Source organism: Sandaracinaceae bacterium, assembly GCA_016706685.1.
Taxonomy (GTDB): domain Bacteria; phylum Myxococcota_A; class Polyangia; order Polyangiales; family Houyiibacteriaceae; genus JADJJE01.
The window spans coordinates 13,013-27,825 of the sequence record JADJJE010000030.1; the positions used below are offsets into that span (position 1 = coordinate 13,013).

Below are 14,813 nucleotides of genomic sequence, written 5' to 3' on the forward strand. Positions count from 1 at the left end.
CCGACCCCTACGCAACAAGCGTGCCCGGCTTGCCGGCATGCGCTTCTCGCGTCGCCCCACGCCGCGCTGCGCAGCCGTTGCGCGCGCCCTCCCTCCGGCGCAACGCACCGCCGAGCTTGACCCCGTCACCCCCAGGGCCTAACCGGAAGTCACTGATGGACCTCGCGCCCACGGCCAGAGACTTTGCCACCTACCAGCGTGAGACGGTGCGGCACCTGCTGGAGCGCCAGGCCGGTGTCTTCGCGCTGATGCTCAGCTTGTCGCTCGCGCTCGACGCGTGGCGCCTGCACCCCTCCGCCGAGTTCGCCACCATCTTGCAGCGCCTGCCCGCGCAGATCGTCACGTGCGCGGTGGTCTTCGTGTTGCTGCGGTACACGCGCTTCGGGGCCCGCTTCCCCACCTGGCTGGGCGCCGTGGCCTACGCCGTGCTGGCGGGCTTCGGCGGCCTCTTGCTGGGAGACCTGGGCGGCTTCGAGGGGCCGTTCTTCTACTCGGCCTACGTCATGCCCACGTTCGTGATGATGCTGCCCTGCCGCTTCCTCGAGCGCGTGCTGATCACGGTGCTGATGGTGGGCGCCTTCATGCTGGCGTTCTTCCTGCCGCACCCGGAGCACCTGGCCTATCCGCTGTCGCACATCGCGTTCTCGTACCTGCTGGTGATCACCGTGGCCGACGTGTACTTCGGGCACCGCGCCATGCTGCTGCTGCGCGAGCGGTTCAGCATGGAGCGGCAGCTCGAGCAGCACGGCGTGGCCCTGGCGGAGGACAACCAGCTGCTGGAGGAGCGCGTGCGCCATCAGGCGGGGTCGGTGCGCTCGCTGCTGGACCGCCTCGAGACCACGCGCCACCAGGCGCGCACGGAGCTGGCGCGCGACCTGCACGACGGCATGGGCCAGCTGGTGGCGGGCACGCGGCTCGAGCTGCACCACATCGAGCGTGCGCTCGACACGGGCGAGACGCTGTCCACCGAGAACCTGGGCTACCTCTACGGCTTGGTGGACGGCCTCGACCGCCAGGTGCGCGAGATGGTGCGCGAGCTGCGCGACCCGGGCACCATCGGGAGCCTGGAGCTCGAGCTCGGCCGCCTGAAGGAGGCCTACGACCGCATGCCCGGAGTCCACATCGCGCTGCACCACGAGCTGCCCTCGGAGCCGAGCGACGCGCTGCGCGACGTGCTGGTGGCGGTCACGCGCGAGGCGCTGACCAACGCGGTGAAGCACGGGCAGGCGCAGCACATCGAGGTGCGCGTGGCGGCCGAGCAGGGCGCGCTGCGCCTCGACGTGGAGGACGACGGCGTGGGCCTGCGCGGTGGCGCTGCGGGAGGCGCCGACCCGTCGAAGACCTCGGGCTTCGGCGTGCTGGGCATGCGCGAGCGCGTGGAGTCCGTGGGCGGGCGGCTCACCTTGGCTACCCGCAGCCAGCCGGGGCGCCCGGGGGCCAGCAAGCGGCCCGGCGCGCGCGTCACCGCACGTTTTCCCGTGGAGGCCGCGTCGTGAGCGCAGAGGCTGTGATCCGCGTCTTCCTGGCCGACGACCACCCCGTCATGGTGGCCGGGCTCGCGCGCGTGCTGGCCACCGTGCCCGACATGCAGGTGGTGGGCACCGCGCACGACATCGCCGGGCTCGACGCACAGGCGCCCGGCAGCATCCACGTGCTGGTGCTGGACGTGAGCATGCCCGGCATGCACGGCGCCGAGACCATCACGGCGCTGCGCGAGCGCCACGCGCCGGTGCTGCTGTTCACGCTCGAGCCCGAGACCCCGCTGGTGGTGGAGCTGCTGCGCGCCGGCGCCAGCGGCGTGGTGGGCAAGAGCGAGCGCGTGGAGGTGCTGCTGGATGCGATTCGCACCGTGGCCGCGGGTGGCCGCGTGGTGCCTTCGGCCGTGCACGAGCGCGTGGTGGCCGGCGGGCCGGGCGCGCTGCACGACGCGCTGAGCGAGCGCGAGCAAGCCATCTTCCACCGGTTGATCCGCGGGAACTCGCCGAAGAGCATCGCCTTCGATCTCGGGCTGTCGCCCAGCACCGTGTACACCTACTCGGAGCGCGTGCGGCAGAAGCTGGGGGTGGCCAGTCAGACCGAGCTGGTGGACTACGCGCATCGCGCGGGGCTGTTGGGCAAGGGCAGCTTCGAGGGCTGAGGGCAGCGGACGCGTCGGTGCGCTGACGTTGCCGGTCGCGTGGGTCAGCCCCTCCAGTGCGGTGTCGGTGCCTCCGTGCCGGGCCAGGAAGTCCGCGATCAGCCACTGCGAGATGCTCCTCCTGCCGGGGAACGTGCGCGGCATCGCGTCGTACCGGTAGAACGCGGCGTCCTCGATCTCGCCTGGCTGCGGGGTGACCTCGCCGCTCACGTAGTCTGCCTGGAAGCCGAGCATCAGCGAGTTCGGATAGGGCCAGGGTTGGCTGCTGAAGTAGCGCACGTTCTCGATCTCGAGGCCGACCTCTTCCATGACCTCGCGGCGGACGGCGTCCTCGACGCTCTCGCCTGGGTCCACGAAGCCTGCGAGCACCGAGTAGATCCCCGCTGGGAAGTGTGGCGAGCGCGCGAGCAGAATCTCGTCGCCGCGCTCGACGGCGACGATGATCGCGGGCGAGAGCCTGGGGAAAGCCTCGAGCTTGCACGACGGACAGACGCGCGAGCGCGCGGTCTCGGAAGGAACGGTCGGAGTGCCGCACGCCCCGCAGAAGCGATGCGTACGTGCCCAGTCGACGACCTGCACGGCGCGGCCCGCGAGCGCGTGGAGCGGCTCTGGCAGCGTGCCGTAGAGCGCGATGAGCTCGTGGCTGCTCGACGCCTCGGGCAGCTCGGCGTCTTCCGCGAGCGAGGCGGCGTGCACGTCGAGATCACCGAGGCGGCCGAGGTAGTGTTCCTCCGTGATCACGAAGCCGAGGGTGCGCGGATCCTCGCCGGGTACGTTGCCTTCGACGAGCACGAGCTTGCGGCGGTGAAAGACGAAGTAGACGGACTCGGCGGCCGACTCGGTCTTCCGGAGCGCGGGCACGAAGCGTGGAATCGCGGACATCGCCGGAAGATGGCATGCCGTCCGGCTCAATGCGTATACCCGAGTGGGCACCCACAGCGGCCCTCCGGTATGCTGCCGTGCGGAGGCTCCCATGCGATTTCTGTTCTCGACGCTGGCCGCGCTGGCCCTGGTTCTCCTTGTGGACGCGAGCTCGGCGCAGGCCATGCGTTGCGGCACGCGCCTGGTGCGGGAGGGGGACAGCACGGCCGAGGTGCGCGCCACCTGCGGAGACCCCAGCGACGTCATCACCACCACCGAGACGCGGCAGCGCACGGTGTACAACCGCGTGGCGGGCGTGCTCGTGGCCGACACCATCAGCATCGAGGTGCAGGTCCAGCAGTGGGTCTACAACCTCGGGCCGCAGCGCTTCATGCGCCGGTTGATCTTCGAGAACGGCGTGCTCGTGGAGATCGAGCAGCTCGACCGTGGCCGCTGAGCGGCGCATACGGCGATGTCGCTTGGCTGCAGGGTTCGATGGGCACCCCCGGCTGGAAGCCGGGGGCAGCAGACCAGGCCTCGGCGACCTGAAAGTCCGCCCCCCGGGTCGGACTGAGTTGTTGTGAAGTTGGAGGCGGTACTACCAAGGGTACTCGGACACAATAGTGCGCCCTTGGGGCGGACTGGATGCAGTGTCTCAGTACCCTCTGTAGGGCAAACCCTGTTGGTAGCCATGTAGTCCGCCGCCGCTAGGCGGGGGACTTTAAGCGAGTCGAGGCCAGGTTTGCTGCCCTCCGCTTCAGCGGGGGGTGCCCATCGTCTCGAGGCGAATCGCGTACTCGAGGCTGTCCACCAGCGCCAGCAGCGACGCCTCGATGATGTTCGTGGACGCGCCCACGGTGCTCCACGATGCGTCGTGGCTGCGGCTGTCGATGAGCACGCGCACGGTGGCGCTGGTGCCGTTCTTGCCGTCCAGGATGCGCACCTTGTAGTCGCTCAGGTGCACGTCGGCCACGGCGGGATACGTGGTGCGGATGGCCTTGCGGATGGCTTGGTCCAGCGCGCTCACGGGGCCGTTGCCCTCGCCGGCGGTGTGCACCACGTCGCCGTGCACGCGCAGCTTCACGGTGGCCTCGGAGAACATCTCGGTGCCCTGGCGGCGGCCCACGGCGGTCTGGAATTCCAGCACCTCGAAGGGAGCCTCGTAGCTGGCTTCGCTGCGCGCGATCAAGAGGGCTACGGAGGCCTCGGCGGCCTCGTAGGCGAAGCCCTGCGCCTCGGCGCGCTTGATCTGCTCGAGCACCGCTGCGCCCTCCACGGAGGACACGCTCACGCCCATCTCTTCGGCCTTGCTCAGCACGTTGGCGCGGCCGGAGAGCTCGCTCACCACCACGCGGCACTCGTTGCCCACCAGCTCCGGCTCAATGTGCTGGTAGCTGGTGGGGTCGCGGCGGATGGCCGCCACGTGCACGCCGCCCTTGTGCGCGAAGGCGCTGCGCCCCACGAACGCCGCGTGCTCGTTGGCCGGCACGTTGGCCACCTCGGCCACGAAGTGCGAGAGGTCGTAGAGCTCGCTGAGGCGGCCCTTGGGCAGGCAGCTGTAGCCCAGCTTCAGCTCGATGTCGGGGATGATGGCGCACAGGTTGGCGTTGCCGCAGCGCTCGCCGTAACCGTTGATGGTGCCCTGCACGTGGCGCACGCCCGCGCGCACGGCGGCCAGCGTGTTGGCCACGCCGCAGCCACCGTCGTCGTGAACGTGGGCGCCCAGCTCGATGTCGGGGCCCAGCTCTGCGCGCACGGCACGGACGATCTCGTCCACCTCCCACGGCATGGAGCCGCCGTTGGTGTCGCACAGCACCAGCGTGCTGGCGCCGCCGCGCTGGGCTGCCCGCAGCGTGGCCAGCGCGTAGCCGCTGTCCAGCTTGTAGCCGTCGAAGAAGTGCTCGGCGTCGTAGATGGCCGTGCGCTTCGAGGCCACCAGGTAGCGCAGGCTGTCCTCGATCATCTCGAGGTTCATGTCCAGGGACGTGCGCAGGATCTCGGTCACGTGCATGGTCGAGGTCTTGCCGAAGATGGTGCACACGCTGGTGCCCGCCTCCACCAGCTTCTGCAGCTGGGGGTCCTCGGCCGCGGCCACGTTGGCCCGGCGCGTGCTGCCGAAGGCCGTGATGCGCGCGTTGGTCCAGGTCATCTCACGAGCACGCTCGAAGAACTCCACGTCCTTCGGGTTGCTCCCGGGCCAGCCGCCCTCGATGAACGAGACGCCGAACGCGTCGAGGCGCTCGGCGATCTTGATCTTGTCGTCGCACGACAGGCTCATGCCCTCGCCCTGCGTGCCGTCACGCAGGGTGGTGTCGTAGACGTGCACCACGGGGGTGCGCTGGCTCTCGGTGCTCATCGGTGGGCCCTTTGGCGCGGCTTCTTCAGGGGCGGGACTGCTCGTACTTCGAGATGGCGTCCTCGAAGCTCAGGATGTAGCCCAGCTGGTCGATGCCGTTGAGCAAGCAGCGCTTGGCGAACGCGTCCACGGGGAACGTGACCTTCTCGCCGCTCGGGAGCGTGAGCGTCTGCGACTCGAGGTCCACTTGCACGCGGGCCGTGCGGTCGGCGTTCACGGTGGCCATGAGCTGCTGGTGCACTTCCTTGCTGACCTCGATGGGCAGCAGGCCGTTCTTGAGCGAGTTGCTCTTGAAGATGTCGGCGAAGCTGGTGCTGATGAGGGCGCGCAGCCCCCAGCCCACCAGGGCCCAGGGCGCGTGCTCGCGCGAGCTGCCGCAGCCGAAGTTGTCGCCGGCCAGGAGCACGGCGGCGCCCTGGCTCGCAGGCTCGTTCAGCACGAACGCGGGGTTGTCGCTGCCGTCGGCGAGGTAGCGCCAGTCGCAGAAGAGGCTCTTCCCGAGGCCGTCCTTGTCGGTGACCTTGAGGAAGCGCGCCGGGATGATCTGGTCGGTGTCGACGTTCTCGGCGGGGAGCGGGACGACGTGGGACTCGAGGGTCGTGAACTTGGCCATGGTGAGTTCTGGCTTTCAGTCGAAGTGACGAAGAGGGGAGGGGTTCAGCCGAGCAGCTCGCGCACGTCCGTGACCTTGCCGGTGACGGCGGCCGCGGCGGCGGTGAGCGGCGAGGCCAAGATGGTGCGACCACCCTTGCCCTGCCGGCCCTCGAAGTTGCGGTTGCTCGTGCTCACGGCGTACTGCCCGGGCTCGAGGTTGTCGCCGTTCATGGCGATGCACATGGAGCAGCCCGGCTCGCGCCACTCGGCGCCGGCTTCCACGAAGATCTTGTCGAGACCCTCGGCCTCGGCCTGGTGCTTGATGTCGTGCGAGCCCGGTACCACCAGGGTGCGCACGCCCTGAACCTTGCGGCCCTTGAAGATGCTGGCGGCGTCGCGCAGGTCTTCGATGCGCGAGTTGGTGCAGCTGCCGATGAACACCACGTCCACCTTGTGGCCGAGCAGCGAGTCACCGGGCGTGATGCCCATGTAGTCCATGGCCTTCTCGTAGGCGGCGCGCTCGCTGCCCTCGAAGGCGCTGGCGAGCGGCGTGCTGTCGCCCACGCCCATGCCCATGCCGGGGTTGGTGCCGTAGGTGATCATCGGCGTGAGCGAGGCGGCGTCGATCTCCACGAGGGCGTCGTACGTGGCGCCCGGGTCGCTCGGCAGTTGCTTCCAGCGGGCCACGGCGGCGTCCCAGTCAGCGCCCTTCGGCGCGAACTCGCGGCCCTCGATGAACTCGAAGGTCTTCTCGTCGGGGGCGATCATGCCCGCGCGCGCGCCGGCCTCGATGCTCATGTTGCAGACCGTCATGCGGCCCTGCATGGACAGGTCGCGGATGGCGCTGCCGGTGTACTCGATGACGTAGCCGGTGGCCCCGCCCACGCCGATCTTGGCGCACAGCGCGAGGATGATGTCCTTGGCCGTGACGCCGGGGGCGAGCTTGCCCTCCACGCGCACTTCGAGCGTCTTCGGGCGCGTCTGCAGCAGGCACTGCGAGGCGAGCACGTGCTCCACTTCGCTGGTGCCGATGCCGAACGCCAGGGCGCCGAACGCGCCATGCGTGGACGTGTGGCTGTCACCGCAGACGATGGTCTTGCCCGGCTGCGTGAGGCCGCGCTCGGGACCGACCACGTGCACGATGCCGTTCTTGAGGTTGCCGAGGCCGTAGAGCGTGATGCCGAACTCCGCGCAGTTGGCGGTGAGCATGTCGAGCTGCGCCGCGGCCTGCGCGTCGATGACCTTCAGCTTCTTCGGGTCGGTCGGCGTGCTGTGGTCCATGGTGGCGAGCGTGTTCTCGGGGCGGCGCGCCTTGAGGCCGCGCTCGCGCAGACCCGTGAACGCCTGCGGCGAGGTCACCTCGTGGATGAGGTGCAGGTCGATGTAGAGCACGGCCGGACAGCCCTCCTCTTCGGCGACCACGTGCTGTTCCCAGACCTTTTGGAACAAGGTCTTCGGCTGCTTCTGACTGGCGGACATCTTCGTTTTCTCTTCTCAGAAAGGTGGCGCGGGCTGGCTCAGGCGGAGGTGGCTACCTCGGCCTCGCGGGCAGAGCGGTTTTGTTGGACCGAGAGCAGGCGGTTCAGCGACGCGAGGTACGCCTTGGCGCTCGCGACGATGACGTCGGTGTGGGCGCCGTGCCCGTGATAGACACGCGCGCGGCTGCCACCGCTCTGGGGGTTGATGCGGCTCTCGTCGAGCTCGGGCTCTTCGTCGGCGCTCACGCGGACGTTGACCTCACCCAGGGCGTCGATGCCGCGCGTGACGGACTGCACGCTGTACTCGAGCAGCGTGACGGGGATGTTCACGATCTGCTGGATGGCCATGTAGACCGCGTCCACAGGGCCCGTGCCCACCGTGGACACGGTGCGCAGCTCGCCTCCCGGGATCTCGAGGCGCACGGTGGCGGTGGGCATGCCGGTGCCGCAGGTGACCTGCAGCGCGTCCAGGCGATACAGCTCTTCGGGCTGGTACAGCTCGTCGCTCACCAGGGCCAACAGGTCTGCATCCGTGATGTGCTTCTTCTTGTCGGCCAGGTTCTTGAACCGCGCGAAGGCCTTGTAGAGCTCGGCGCCCGCCAGCGGGTAGCCCAGCTCGGCCAGGCGGTTGGCGAAGGCCGCGCGCCCCGAGTGCTTGCCCAGCACCAAGAGGCTCTGGCTGGCCCCCACGGTCTCGGGCCGCATGATCTCGTAGGTCTCTTGGTTCTTGAGCATCCCGTCCTGGTGGATGCCCGCCTCGTGCGCGAACGCGTTGGCGCCCACGATGGCCTTGTTGGGCTGCACCGACATGCCGGTCACCTTGCTGACCAGGCGGCTGATGCGCGTGAGCTGCGTGCTGTCCACGGTGGTGGTGAGCTTGAAGCGGTCGTGCCGCACCTTCAGCGCCATCACGATCTCTTCGAGCGACGCGTTGCCGGCGCGCTCGCCGATGCCGTTGACCGCCACCTCCACCTGACGCGCGCCGTTCTGCAGCGCGGCCAGGCTGTTGGCCACCGCGAGGCCCAGGTCGTTGTGGCAGTGCACGCTGATGATGGCCCGCTCCACACCCACTACGTTCTGGTGGATCAGCGCGATGCGCTCGCCGAACTCGTCGGGCGTGGTGTAGCCCACCGTGTCGGGGATGTTGATGGTGCTGGCGCCGGCCTCGATGGCGGCCTGGATGGCCTCGTAGAGGAACTCCATCTCGGTGCGGCCCGCGTCCTCGGGGCTGAACTCGATGTCGGCGCACAGGCCGCGCGCGTAGGTCACCATCTCGGTGATCTTCGAGAGCACCTCGGCCTTGCTCATGCGCAGCTTGTGCTCGCGGTGGATGGGCGAGGTGGCCAGGAAGGTGTGGATGCGCGGGTGTTTGGCCGGCGAGACGGCCTCCCAGGCCTTGTCGATGTCTCCCGTGGCGGCGCGCGCCAGCGAGCAGATGCGCGGCGGCTCGGCCACGGGGCGGCCTTCCACGGCGACCATGCCCACGCCCTCGGCGATGCCACGCACCGCCAAGAGGTCATCCGGGGAGGCGGCCGCGAAGCCCGCCTCGATGATGTCCACGCCTAGCCGGCTCAGCGTCTTCGCGACCTCGAGCTTCTCGGAGCTCGTCATCGTGGCGCCGGGGGATTGCTCCCCGTCGCGCAGGGTGGTGTCGAAGATGCGAACGTGGTCAGGCTGGGACATGGTGATGGGGTCTCCTCTTCCCCGTTACTCTGCGGCTACTACAGGCCGCGCATTCACTGTCGGGTGACCGGGGCGAGGCGCGACAGAGCCGCGCATCATGGACACGGTGCCGGTCTGCACCATCTCTTCCACACCGAACGGCTTGAGCACCGCCAGGAACGCGTCGATGCGCGTCTGGCTGTCGGTGATCTCGAACGTCATGGTGTCGAGCGACATGTCCACCGTGCGCGCGTTGAACACGCTGGCCACCTGCAGCAGCTCGGTGCGGCGCTCGGGGCGCGCGGTCACCTTGATGAGCGCCAGCGCGATGTCGATGGTGGCCAGGTCCGTGATGTCGTCCACCCACAAGACGTTGACCAGCTTGTAGAGGTTGGACTCGATGCGCTTGGCCTTGTCGAGATCGGACTCGATCACGATGGTCATGCGCGAGACGCCCGCCTCGTTGGTGTTGCCCACGTTCAGCGAGTGGATGTTGAAGTTGCGCCGGCGGAAGAGGGAGGCCACGCGGTTGAGAACGCCCGGCTTGTCTTCGACGTACACGACGAACGTGCGGTAGCTTGCTTCGCTCATCTCAGTCGTCCTTTCCCGTCTCGTAGATCGGGTTGTGAATCTCGGGCTTGTCGCGGCGGATCATGTCGCCCAGGTCGGCGCCCGCGGGCACCATGGGGTACACGGCGTCCACCTGCTCCACCACGAACTCCACCACGCAGGTGCCGGGGTGAGCGTGGGCGTCGCGCACGGCCTGCTCCACCTGGTCACGCTGGGTGACGCGGATGCCCTTCGCGCCGCAGGCCTCGGCCAGCATCACGAAGTTGGGGCTCAGCATGGGCGTGGACACGTAGCGGCCGCCGTAGAAGAACTGCTGCCACTGGCGCACCATGCCCAGGTAGCCGTTGTTGATGATGGCCACGTTCACCTTGATGCCCTCCTGCAAGCAGGTGGTCAGCTCGGTCATGGTCATCTGGAAGCCGCCGTCGCCGACGACCACCCACACGTTCTCGTCGGGGCACGCGAACTTGGCGCCAATGGCAGCCGGCAGCGCGAAGCCCATGGTGCCGAGGCCACCCGCTGGTGATGAGGCGCCGCGGGTAGTCGTGCTTGTAGTACTGGGCTTCCCACATCTGGTGCTGACCCACGTCGGTCACCACCAGGGCCTTGCCCTCGGTGTGGCGGTAGAGGTCGTGGATGACGTGCGCCGCGAACAGCTTGCCGTTGTCCGGCATGTCCTTGATGTCGCGCACCGCGGAGTCGCCGCGCTCTTCGTTGATCTGCGCCATCCACTCGGGCCGCTCGCGCTTCTCCACCAGCGGCAGCAGGCGCGTGAGCACGTCCTTCGCGTCGCCCACGATGGGCAGGTCCACGCGCACGTTCTTGTTGATCTCGGCGGGGTCCAGCTCGATGTGGATCTTGCGCGCCTTCTTGGCGTACGTGGCGAGGCTGCCCGTGACGCGGTCGTCGAAGCGCATGCCCACCGCGATGATCAGGTCGGCGTCCTGGATGGCCTTGTTGACCCACGACTCGCCGTGCATGCCCATCATGCCCAGGTTGCGGGGGTGCGTGGCCGGGAAGCCGCCCAGGCCCAGCAGCGTGCAGGCCGCGGGGATGTCGGTCTTCTCCACGAAGTCCTTGAAGACCTCGCCGGCGCCCGCCATGACCACGCCCTGACCCGCGAACAGGATGGGGCGCTTGGCGTCGCGGATCATTCGCGCGGCCTGGGCCAGGTCGCTGTCGTCCGGCGCGAAGTCCGGACGGTAGCCACGCAGCACGATGGGCTCGTCGCTCCACTCGAACACGCAGCTCGCCTGCTGAGCGTCCTTGGTGATGTCCACCAGCACGGGGCCCGGACGGCCCGAGCGGGCGATGTAGAACGCCTCGCGGATGGTGGGGGCGATGTCCTCGGCGCGGCACACCAGGTAGTTGTGCTTGGTGACCGGCAGCGTCACGCCCGCGATGTCGGTCTCCTGGAAGGCGTCCGTGCCGATCAGGTAGCTGGGCACCTGACCCGTGATGGCCACGAAGGGGATGCTGTCCAGCATGGCCGTGGCCAGGCCGGTCACCAGGTTGGTGGCACCCGGGCCCGACGTGGCGATGCACACCCCCACCTGACCCGACGCGCGCGCGTAGCCATCGGCCATGTGCGCGGCGCCCTGCTCGTGGCGCGTGAGCACGTGGTGGATGGGGTACTGAATCATCGCGTCATAGGCCGGCATGATCGCGCCGCCCGGGTACCCGAAGATGACCTTGACGCCCTCACGTACGAGCGACTCCCAGATGATCTGGGCGCCGTTGAGGGTCTGTCCGGTATGATCGGGAAACTCGTTCTGGGTCATGGGGTCCTGGGGGCTGACTCGAGGGATGGATGGCTGGCCGCGGATGAAAAAAAACCCTCGCGGGGAGGCGAGGGTCATCAGGGGCTAGCCGGGGGTCTTCAGGCTTCCTGGTGGTCCTCGCCGCGTCGGCTGCCAATTAGCAGCAGGCCGCGGAGGCCAATAACGACGCCGAGCCCTACTACGACCTCACCACGCACGCCAGCCACGCCAGAGGCGGTGGAGGCGGGACGCGCAGAGAAGGAGGGGGCGGACATCTGTGGAGGATTGTGGAGCGGGGCGGGGGGGGCGTCAAGGGAATGGCGTGGATTCCCGAGGACGTGCCTGTCTCCCTCAATCGCACGCCACATTCGTCGCGGACCGCAGCGCGCGCGATGCTCGCGGGCGTCGCTGGGGCTTGTCGTGGCCCTCTTGACCCACTCGCCGTGAGGGCTTGAGGCTCATCGCCCACACACGTGCCTACCCTCTTCATCTCGTGGCGAAGTGCACTTGGGGAGCACGAGCGTACACCAGCTGCCTCGGGCCTAGACCGCTTGGGTGCCTCTTGCGCCAGACCGAGTTACGAATGCGGCGGGCCGCAGCGCGGGACTCCCCGCAGGCTCACCTGGCCGCTCTCCAGGGTGAGCGCGGAGAGGCGGTCCACCCAGCGCAGCGCGATGTTCATCAGCATCCTGTCGGCCGTGTAGGTGAAGCGGGGCTGGTCGCCGCCCAGACGGATGCGCAGCGCGACGACCCCGCGCGGGTGACAGACCCGCATGCGCATGTCGAAGATGGAGCCGGTGGCGCGCACGTCGGTGCCGCTGATGCTCTCGTACCCCTCGGCGTAGAAGTTCCCGTACACGTCCGACAGGAGCACGTCGGTCGGCCGAACGCCCCGTTCGATCAGTGACAGATCGTGCGTCACGCGCACGATGGCTTGCGACACGTGCACCGCCACCCCCGCGCCAGCCAGGATGCGCACTGCGGCGTCCTCGACCGTGATGTGGTCCAGCATCACCTTCACGCCGTCGGTGCCCCCATCGGGATCGGGTGCGCTGAACGCATCCTCGATGCTCGTGGAGTTCTGCTCTCCCGTGTCGATCACCAGCTCGACACCGCGCGTGTGAGCCTCATCGAGGCGAATGGTCCCCGTGAGCAGCGCGCTCCACACGAAGTGCACCTCGGCCTCCTCGATGGAGAGCACGTTCACGCCGCGCGGGTCATGGAACACCAATCCCCGCACGCGAGCCCTCGTGAAGGTGATGGCCTCCACCTCGTCGATGCGCATCCCCCCTGCGATTTCGCTCGTCACGATGGCCTCGAGCAAGCGGCCCGCGCGTCCGCGTCCCCAGGGTGTCTGGAGCAAGAGCAGGACGAGCAGCAAGAGGCCGAGCACCACGCCGAGGAACACCGCCGTCCGGCGCAACCACTTGCGCACGTTCGGGCTGGGTCTCATGGGGCCTACCTTGCGACGAGACGTCACGCGCGGTCAATGACTGGCCACCCGGTGGATCAGAACTGCAAGCTGCAGGCGCTGACCACTCTCGACAACACGCCGCCCACCCGGAATGCCTGGAAGGCGAAATCAGTGACGCCGCGCGCGAGCGTCTGGCCTACTGCGCCCATGAGCTATGACCTGATGGTGTTCGACCCGGCGCTGGCGCCGGTCGAGCGAGAGGCTTTCCTCGCGTGGTACAGGGCAGAGACGGAGTGGCGCGAGGGCCACGGCTACGACGATCCGAGCGTGTCATCACCGGCTCTTCGCGCTTGGTTCCTCGACATGATCTCGTCGTTTCCGGCGATGAACGGTCCCTTTGCCCCGGACGACATCGATGACGATGACACGAGGGTGACGGACTACAGTGTCGGCAAGAACGTGGTGTATGCATCGTTCGCTTGGTCGGTGGCTGACGAGGCGCGCGCGCAGATGGTCGCGCTTGCGGAGAAACACCGGGTTGGCTTCTTCGATGCGAGCGGAGATGAGCATGCGACGTGGCGGCCCCACGCCGATGGGACGTACCGGCGCGACCAAGGGTGACGGGATGAGGACTCCGACCCCATACCTGGTCGCGACGGGTGCCGTGCTCACCATGGTGAGCGTGCTCGGGTGCGGGTCGTCGGCGTCGACTGCAGCCACCGGACCTGCGGACGGTTCGCGCACTGAGCCGTCCGCAGCGGATACCGTCTGCCCACTGCCTCAGATGGACGAGCGCCGCTTCGCTCTCCACGGTGGGCCGACCACGTGCGACTCCTACGAGCTGCAGTGCAACCGGGAATGCATGCGGGGGGACGCGCGCCACTGCCACCTGCTGGGGTTGGGACATCTGCTGCGCCCAATCAACCATGAGCTGGCCACCGAGCTGCTGCTGCGTGGCTGCCAGCTGGGGCTGCCGGAGAGCTGCGTCGAGTGGGTGCTGGCGGTGGGGCGCGCCTCCGACGTGGACCAGTGCCAGCGGCCCGTGATGGAGCGTGCGTGCGCGCTGGACGTGGCTCGCGGGTGCGCCGTTGCAGGGGCCTACGCCACAGATGCCGGAGAACACGACGAGGCGCGTGATTTCGCCCTTCGTGCGTGCGCCCTGGGTGACTACGACACCTGCGCTCGGCTCGCAGAGACGACCGACGCGACCACTCCCGACGGCATCGAGACCCTGCGCCGCTTGCTGTTCGCGGCGTGCTTTCGCGGGGAGCACCTTCGCTCGTGCGTGCGGCTGGCGGAGGCGCTCGAGGACGGCCCCTTCGCCACGGACACGGCCAACGAGGCGGGAGTGGCCTGGGAGCAGGCTTGCCGGTTGGACCGGCGCTACTGCTCGCGCGTGCCGCCTCCGCGCCCACCACCCGTGGGCACCGACGCGGGCTCTGCCTCGCTCTACGCGGAGCCGAGCGCTCCCGCCGGCGCCACCCCGACCGATACCAGCGAGCGCGGTGGGTCCCTCAGCGCGGATGTGATCCGGACCGTTGTTCGTGCCAACCAGCGCCACGTGCAGGCCTGCTACGAGACCGCACTCGCACGCTGGTCCGAAATGCGCGGCACCGTGACGGTGCGCTTCATCATCCAACCCGACGGCACGGTCTCGACGGCCACCGTGGTCAGCGACACCGTCGGCGATGCCGGACTCCGCGCGTGCATCACCGCGTCGGTCGCGACGTGGCGGTTCCCAGCCCCTGCGGGCGGGATGGTGAGTGTCACGTACCCCTTCACGCTCGAGTCCACGTGACCCGTCGGGCGAGTGATGTGTCGGAGCATGTCGGCCAACGCGCTGCGCGATCGCGGGATTCCCCACAGTGGCCTTCGAGCGTCCGTGGGACACCCTCCGCTCCATCTGCGTTTATCGCATCTCCTGCGTTGCAAGGCAGGTGAGTCCATTTGCGCAGGGACGGGTCACCGCGTCGTCCAGGCC

11 protein-coding genes and 2 pseudogenes are annotated in these 14,813 nt (G+C 68.6%); 5 read left to right on the top strand and 8 right to left on the bottom strand.

What is annotated here, in order from left to right; all coding sequences use genetic code 11:
• The first annotated feature begins 155 nt into the window (after nt 1-155).
• Both IPI43_27010 and IPI43_27015 read left to right on the top strand, forming a co-directional pair.
• Complete coding sequence (locus tag IPI43_27010; GenBank protein ID MBK7777727.1) at nt 156-1,496, top strand: ATP-binding protein; 1,341 nt, start codon at nt 156-158, stop codon at nt 1,494-1,496.
• Nucleotides 1,493-2,137, top strand: coding sequence for a response regulator transcription factor (locus IPI43_27015; protein ID MBK7777728.1), 645 nt, complete (start codon nt 1,493-1,495; stop codon nt 2,135-2,137). The genes IPI43_27010 and IPI43_27015 overlap by 4 nt, the downstream gene beginning before the upstream one ends.
• Before the next feature lie 78 nt (nt 2,138-2,215).
• On the opposite strand, the pseudogene nudC reads toward IPI43_27015, so the two are convergent.
• Nucleotides 2,216-3,019, bottom strand: a pseudogene (nudC, locus tag IPI43_27020) (NAD(+) diphosphatase).
• A 91-nt stretch (nt 3,020-3,110) separates the two neighbouring features.
• Between nudC and IPI43_27025 the strand changes: the two are divergent.
• On the top strand, nt 3,111-3,455 hold the full coding sequence (locus IPI43_27025) for a DUF2845 domain-containing protein (GenBank protein MBK7777729.1): 345 nt from the start codon (nt 3,111-3,113) through the stop codon (nt 3,453-3,455).
• 300 nt (nt 3,456-3,755) lie between these two features.
• Here IPI43_27025 and IPI43_27030 read toward each other — a convergent pair whose 3' ends face one another.
• The 7 genes and pseudogenes from IPI43_27030 to IPI43_27060 form a co-directional block, all read right to left on the bottom strand.
• Complete coding sequence (locus tag IPI43_27030; protein MBK7777730.1) at nt 3,756-5,354, bottom strand: citramalate synthase; 1,599 nt, start codon at nt 5,352-5,354, stop codon at nt 3,756-3,758.
• A gap of 25 nt (nt 5,355-5,379) precedes the next feature.
• Nucleotides 5,380-5,967: a 3-isopropylmalate dehydratase small subunit gene (gene leuD / locus IPI43_27035; protein MBK7777731.1), complete on the bottom strand. Its 588-nt coding sequence runs from the start codon at nt 5,965-5,967 to the stop codon at nt 5,380-5,382.
• A 44-nt stretch (nt 5,968-6,011) separates the two neighbouring features.
• A complete protein-coding gene (gene leuC, locus IPI43_27040; protein MBK7777732.1) occupies nt 6,012-7,427 on the bottom strand; it encodes a 3-isopropylmalate dehydratase large subunit in 1,416 nt (471 codons plus the stop codon).
• 38 nt (nt 7,428-7,465) lie between these two features.
• Nucleotides 7,466-9,109: a 2-isopropylmalate synthase gene (locus tag IPI43_27045; GenBank protein ID MBK7777733.1), complete on the bottom strand. Its 1,644-nt coding sequence runs from the start codon at nt 9,107-9,109 to the stop codon at nt 7,466-7,468.
• A gap of 24 nt (nt 9,110-9,133) precedes the next feature.
• Nucleotides 9,134-9,679 (bottom strand): acetolactate synthase small subunit, encoded by a 546-nt coding sequence (gene ilvN, locus IPI43_27050; protein MBK7777734.1) that lies wholly within the window; start codon nt 9,677-9,679, stop codon nt 9,134-9,136.
• A 1-nt stretch (nt 9,680) separates the two neighbouring features.
• A pseudogene (gene ilvB, locus IPI43_27055) lies at nt 9,681-11,439 on the bottom strand (biosynthetic-type acetolactate synthase large subunit).
• A gap of 556 nt (nt 11,440-11,995) precedes the next feature.
• Nucleotides 11,996-12,871 carry a hypothetical protein gene (locus IPI43_27060; protein MBK7777735.1) on the bottom strand — a complete coding sequence of 292 codons (876 nt, stop codon included), beginning with the start codon at nt 12,869-12,871 and terminating at the stop codon, nt 11,996-11,998.
• A gap of 168 nt (nt 12,872-13,039) precedes the next feature.
• On the opposite strand from IPI43_27060, the gene IPI43_27065 reads away from it, so the two are divergent.
• Together IPI43_27065 and IPI43_27070 are read left to right on the top strand one after the other, a co-directional pair.
• Nucleotides 13,040-13,453 carry a hypothetical protein gene (locus tag IPI43_27065; protein ID MBK7777736.1) on the top strand — a complete coding sequence of 138 codons (414 nt, stop codon included), beginning with the start codon at nt 13,040-13,042 and terminating at the stop codon, nt 13,451-13,453.
• A gap of 163 nt (nt 13,454-13,616) precedes the next feature.
• Nucleotides 13,617-14,630, top strand: a complete 1,014-nt coding sequence (locus IPI43_27070; GenBank protein ID MBK7777737.1) for an AgmX/PglI C-terminal domain-containing protein — start codon at nt 13,617-13,619, stop codon at nt 14,628-14,630.
• Nucleotides 14,631-14,813 lie beyond the last annotated feature (183 nt).